Source organism: Sphingomonas parapaucimobilis NBRC 15100 (assembly GCF_000787715.1).
Classification (GTDB): Bacteria; Pseudomonadota; Alphaproteobacteria; order Sphingomonadales; family Sphingomonadaceae; genus Sphingomonas; species Sphingomonas parapaucimobilis.
The window spans coordinates 1-4,536 of record NZ_BBPI01000049.1 but is presented as its reverse complement, the minus strand read 5'-3'; the positions used below and the strand labels follow the sequence as shown (position 1 = coordinate 4,536).

General features: G+C 67.6%; 6 protein-coding genes. All 6 read right to left on the bottom strand.

The window, feature by feature from the left end; genetic code table 11:
- Positions 1 to 46 precede the first annotated feature (46 nt).
- The 6 genes from fliP to SP5_RS19645 are packed head-to-tail and all read right to left on the bottom strand — an operon-like array spanning position 47 to position 3,943.
- Positions 47 to 922: a flagellar type III secretion system pore protein FliP gene (gene fliP, locus SP5_RS09240; RefSeq protein WP_042487402.1), complete on the bottom strand. Its 876-nt coding sequence runs from the start codon at positions 920 to 922 to the stop codon at positions 47 to 49.
- Entirely contained in the window at positions 919 to 1,290 is a 372-nt protein-coding gene (locus SP5_RS09235; RefSeq protein ID WP_042487399.1) for a FliO/MopB family protein, read from the bottom strand. The genes fliP and SP5_RS09235 overlap by 4 nt, the downstream gene beginning before the upstream one ends.
- A 7-nt stretch (positions 1,291 to 1,297) precedes the next feature.
- Positions 1,298 to 1,588 (bottom strand): flagellar motor switch protein FliN, encoded by a 291-nt coding sequence (gene fliN, locus SP5_RS09230; RefSeq protein WP_042487397.1) that lies wholly within the window; start codon positions 1,586 to 1,588, stop codon positions 1,298 to 1,300.
- Positions 1,585 to 2,562, bottom strand: coding sequence for a flagellar motor switch protein FliM (locus SP5_RS09225; RefSeq protein WP_042487394.1), 978 nt, complete (start codon positions 2,560 to 2,562; stop codon positions 1,585 to 1,587). The genes fliN and SP5_RS09225 overlap by 4 nt, the downstream gene beginning before the upstream one ends.
- 3 nt (positions 2,563 to 2,565) lie before the next feature.
- Positions 2,566 to 3,267, bottom strand: a complete 702-nt coding sequence (locus tag SP5_RS09220; protein WP_042487391.1) for a flagellar basal body-associated FliL family protein — start codon at positions 3,265 to 3,267, stop codon at positions 2,566 to 2,568.
- 10 nt (positions 3,268 to 3,277) lie between these two features.
- Entirely contained in the window at positions 3,278 to 3,943 is a 666-nt protein-coding gene (locus tag SP5_RS19645) for a flagellar hook-length control protein FliK (protein ID WP_217995691.1), read from the bottom strand.
- Positions 3,944 to 4,536 lie beyond the last annotated feature (593 nt).

Below are 4,536 nucleotides of genomic sequence, written 5' to 3'. Positions count from 1 at the left end.
CTCTGATCTTCCCTCGCCCCTGTCCAGGGGAGAGGGAATAGGCGTTCTACGTCGCGAAACTATTCGCCAGGCTGCCCATGGTCAGCGCCCAGCCATCGACCAGCACGAACAGCAGCAGCTTGAAGGGCAGGGATATGATCGAGGGCGACAGCATCATCATGCCCAGTGCCATCAGTACGGTGGCGACGACCAGATCGATGACGATGAAGGGCAGGAAGATCAGGAAGCCGATCTGGAAAGCGGTCTTCAGCTCGGAGGTGACGAAGGCGGGCAACAGCACCGCGTAAGGAATGTCGTTGGGGCTGGCATAGGGACCCGACTTCGCCATTTCGGCGAACATCGTCACATCCTTCACCCGCGTCTGCTTGGCCATGAAGGCGTGGAGCGGCGCACCGGCGGCCTTGATCATCTCGGTGCCGGGCAGTCGGCCTTGCGCATAGGGTTCGATCGCATTGGTGTTCATCTGGCTGATCGTCGGGGCCATGATGAACAGCGACAGGAAGACCGACAGGCCGATCAGCACCTGGTTGGGCGGCGTCTGCTGCAGGCCCAGCGCCTGGCGCAGGATGGCGAGCACGATGACGATCCGGGTAAAGCTGGTCATCATCAGGATGATGCCCGGCAGGATCGTCAGCAGGCCCATGATGATGAGGACCTGGAGCGACAAGCTCAGCGAGCCCGAGCCGCCATTGGCACCACCGCCCAGCTGGCCCAGCGCGCGGTCCACCGCGTCGCCGACGCCGGGTGCCGGGGCTGCGGCGGGCGCCGGGACGGCCTGGGCAAAGGCGGGCATCGCGATGACCAGCGCCAGCAGCAGGGCGAGCAGGATCCACAACGGCTTCAGGCTGCGCTTCGGCACATCACGGTCCTGCGCACGGATCAGCGCGGGGCCGGTGCCCCGGCGGGTCACGGAAATGCTCATTGGTCGAATTTCTTGGGGGCGAAGCGCGAGACGAAATCGGGACGGCGCGGGGTGGTCGGCGTCAGCGGAGCCGGGTTCGGCGCGGCCGGGCTGGTCCCGTTGCCCTCGACCCCGTTGCCCTCGACCTTGTCGACCAGCTGGACGCCGCCGCGCCCAACCGAGACGAGCAGGTTGCGCCCCTCGAACTCGATGACCGCCAGGCGCAGGCCGGGCGAGATCATCATCGTCTCGCGCACATGGATCAGCCGCGTGGCGGGCCTGCCCGGCATCCGGCTTTCCAGACGGCGCCAGAGATAGAGGCAACCGATCATCAACCCGCAGATCAGCGGCAGCAGGATGACCAGCTTCAGGATATAGGACCAGAGCATGAATGGATCAGCCGCGCTTGTCGGGGTTGACCAGCTCGGTCAGGCGCACGCCGAACCGGTCGCCGACCGTCACCACTTCGCCGCGCCCGATCAGCGTGCCGTTGACCAGCACGTCGAGCAGCTCATTGGCCTGGCGGTCCAGCTCGATCACGCTCGATTCGGACAGCGCCAGCAGCTCGCGCAGCGACAGCTGGGTCGAGCCGATCTCCACGGTCAGCTTGACGTCGACATCCTGGAGCAGCCGGAAATTGGCCGCGACCGATGTGTCGACGGGGAAGCCCCCGGCCATATCGTTCATTCTTCGAATCCTTCGTGAGCGCGGGCCAGTCCTTCGATGGACCGGTTGAGCGAGGTAAGCTGGACGGCGGCGCGGCCATTGGCGGTGCCGACCGTGCCCATGCCGAGCAGGTCGCCGCCGACCATCACCGGCACTTCCGGGCCGAAACTGATCGGGATCACGTCGCCGATCTTCAGCTCCATCAGGCGGCTGAGCGACACGACGGGTTCGGCGAGCACCGAGCGGACGGGGAAGCGCACCGTCATCACCGCGCGGGTCAGGTCGCCGCGCCAGGTGGGATCGACCTCGGCCTGCTTGTCGACGACCTTGCCGGTCAAAGCGGAGCCGTGCGGCTTCAACGCGCTGACGGGATAGAGGATGTCGATCATGGTCGGACGGCGGTTGCGCCCGTCGATGCCGAAGCGGGTGACGATCATCGCGTCGTCGCCCTCGATCCCCGACAGCATGGCGGGCGAGGCTTCGGGATGACCGGCGCGGAAATCGATCCGGGCGAGCGATTCCCAGGCACCGCGAAGCGGCGCGGCCATCATGTCGCCCAGCTGGCGCACCATCGCCTCGGCGGCGGGGGAGAATTCGGGCGGCAGGACGTCGGGCACGGCACCGTTGCCGCCGAACAACAGGTCGATCAGCGCCAGGCTGAACGCGCCGTCGATGACGATCAGCGCCTGGGCGTCGGAGGTGATGCCGCTGGGCGAGGTCATCGTCATGGGCAGCCACGCGCTCAGGCCGTCGCCGCGCTCGGCCCGGTAATCGGCGAAGCGCTGGACGACCAGCGGCTCCGCCCAGCAGCGCAGTTCCTCGCGCAGAAGGGATTCGAACAGCCCCCGCAGCGACCGCGCGAGACGCGCGGACAGATGCTGCATCGTATGCAGGTCGCCGAACGGATTGAGCTTGGTCGTGCCCAGCACGCCGTGATCGGCGATCTGTTCACGACCGCGTTCGCGGCGTTCAACCTGAGGGGCGGCGTTAACCATGCCTCACTGAACAACGAAATTGGTAAAGTAGACGTTAGCGACGCCTCCGAATCCCTCCTTCTGCCGCAGAATCTCGTTGATCGAGTCGACCAGCTTGCGTTGCAGCTGGCGCTTGCCCTCGCTGGAAAACACCATTTCCTCATTGGCGTCGCCCAGGGTCATCAGGATGGCCGAGCGGACCGCCAGGTCGTTGGTCTTCAGATTGTTGATGACCGTGTCGTCATAGGGGGTCGAGATGGCCAGCCCCACCTGGATGATATGCACCGAGTCGCGCATGTTCGAGGTGAAGTCCTTGGGCAGCTCGTAATAATTGGACGCATAGCGTTCGCCGCCATCGCCCACCGGGGTCGGCATGCCCTTGTTTTCCTTGGCCTCGCCGCCGCCTTCGCCATGGCCGCCCTCGCCACCGCCTTCGCCGCCGCCATGACCGCCTTCGCCGCCCTCGCCGCCTTCACCCTCGGCTCCGGCGCGCTTCTGCTCGGACTTGGGCACCAGCTTGGGGCCGGGATGCTTGGCTTCGGCCTCGGCCTCGCCATTGTCTCCCTTGGCATGGCCGCCGCCGATCAGGCCGGAATTGGCGGCATACAGCCCGGCGCCCACGCCCCCGCCCAGCAGGACGAGCACGCCGACCACCATCACGATGATCTTGCCCAGCTTGCCCTTCTTCTTGGGCGCCTTTTCGTTGGTTTCCTTGGTGTCACTCATGGCTCAGTCCTCAGGCGATTCGGGTGGAGGCGGCGGCCGGGTCCCCGGCGTCGCTGGAATCGGTGGCACCCGCAAAGGCGGGGCGGGTCGGCACGACGGGGTCGGGGCGACGCGGCGGCGCCTGTCGATCGCCGCCCATGCCCGACTGGCCCATATCGACCGCCGTCTGGCCCAGGCGCATCCCCTTCTCCTCGGCGAGTCGCGCCAGCGTCGGCTGGGCGTCGGCGAGCAGGGACGCGGTCTGCGCCTGGTCGGCGGTAAAGCGGATATGCGTCGTGCCTTCCTCGTGCCGCAGGGTCACCGCGATGCCGCCCAGCGCGTCGGGCGACAGCTGGATACGGGTATCGGCGGTCGCGGCGTCCTCACGCATCCGGTCGATGCGGTCGATCATCCCCTGCGGCCAGTGATGGTGCGTCATGTCGAGCGGGGCCTGCCCGGTCCCCGTGGTCGCGACGACCGGCGCGGCGGTGAGCGAATCGGCGCGGGTCAGCGTTGCGGGATCGACCGACAGCGCAGGCTCGTCCTTGCGGCGATCGGTGCGTGGATCCAAACTCTGCTCGCCGCGCATCGCGGTTCCGAAAAGCTGGATGGCGGGCGCGCTCTGGCCCGCCTGGATGATCGGGGCAGGGGCCTGAATCGGCAGGGGCGCCACGACGGGCGCCGACCCGTTCGTCACCGCAAAGCGGAGGGGGGTGTCCTGCCGGGGGGATATGGGGGGGGTGCCATCGTTCGCCTTAGCCATGGGCGCGGCGTCGATGGGCAAGACCGTCGGCGAGGAGTCGCCGCGAATCGCCAGCGGAATGCCGGACGCGGTGGTGCGGACGACTTGCTCGGTCGAGGGGGCCGTGGCTTCAGGGACTGGCGAAACCGAGACGGCTTGCGCCGTGTCACGTGCAGCAATGGGCAGGGACGCCTTCGCCTGTGTCGTTATCGGAGCATTTGGCTCCGCGTCACGGGGGATCGCAGGGACCGGCGTCGCTTGCGCGGTCACGGCCTCCGCGCCCGGGGGCGTGCCGCCGGCGATCATGGCGACGGGATCAAGGCGCGTTCCGGAAGGAACGGCCGGATCCGACCTTGCAGCCGCCACGACCGGCGACGCGGAGGATGGTGTCGTGACCCGAACGCCCGGCACGGTCATGGCCAGCGGCGCAGCGGGGCGGGCCGTGACCTGCAATTCGGGCATCCCGTCATCCGCAGCGACCGGCGTCATGGCGGTGGGGACCGGCATCGTTCCCTTGAGGGGATCGAAGGTGACCGGGATGTTCGTAG

Bases quoted from the DNA above. Each gene is read 5' to 3' on its own strand.
- fliP (WP_042487402.1), bottom strand. From the start codon at position 922: ATGAGCATTTCCGTGACCCGCCGGGGCACCGGCCCCGCGCTGATCCGT.
- SP5_RS09235 (WP_042487399.1), bottom strand. From the start codon at position 1,290: ATGCTCTGGTCCTATATCCTGAAGCTGGTCATCCTGCTGCCGCTGATC.
- fliN (WP_042487397.1), bottom strand. From the start codon at position 1,588: ATGAACGATATGGCCGGGGGCTTCCCCGTCGACACATCGGTCGCGGCC.
- SP5_RS09225 (WP_042487394.1), bottom strand. From the start codon at position 2,562: ATGGTTAACGCCGCCCCTCAGGTTGAACGCCGCGAACGCGGTCGTGAA.
- SP5_RS09220 (WP_042487391.1), bottom strand. From the start codon at position 3,267: ATGAGTGACACCAAGGAAACCAACGAAAAGGCGCCCAAGAAGAAGGGC.